1 protein-coding gene is annotated in these 255 nt (G+C 47.8%); it reads left to right on the top strand.

The features are described from left to right. Positions 1–255: aminotransferase class III-fold pyridoxal phosphate-dependent enzyme (locus KTJ72_RS07250; protein WP_217304487.1), on the top strand; the 255-nt coding region annotated here is incomplete at both ends.

The raw sequence follows: 255 nt of genomic DNA, 5'->3' as shown, positions 1-255 counted from the left end.
ATTTGCGATTGATGAAGTCAATCAAGGGATGGGACGTACTGGTAAATGGTGGTCAATTCAACAATTCGACGGTATTTATCCAGACCTTATGACCGTTGGGAAGTCACTCGCTTCCGGTTTGCCACTAGGTGCGGTCATCGGTAAAAAAGAAATTATCGAATCACTTCAAGCACCAGCAAACGTGTACACAACCGCCGGAAACCCTGTTACCACAGCGGCTGCCATGGCCACAATCGACGTCATCGAAGACGAACA

This window comes from Apilactobacillus waqarii, assembly GCF_019061205.1.
In the GTDB taxonomy this organism is placed as follows: domain Bacteria; phylum Bacillota; class Bacilli; order Lactobacillales; family Lactobacillaceae; genus Apilactobacillus; species Apilactobacillus waqarii.
The sequence above is the reverse complement of the archived record's forward strand: the minus strand, read 5'-3'. Positions and strand labels throughout refer to the sequence as shown.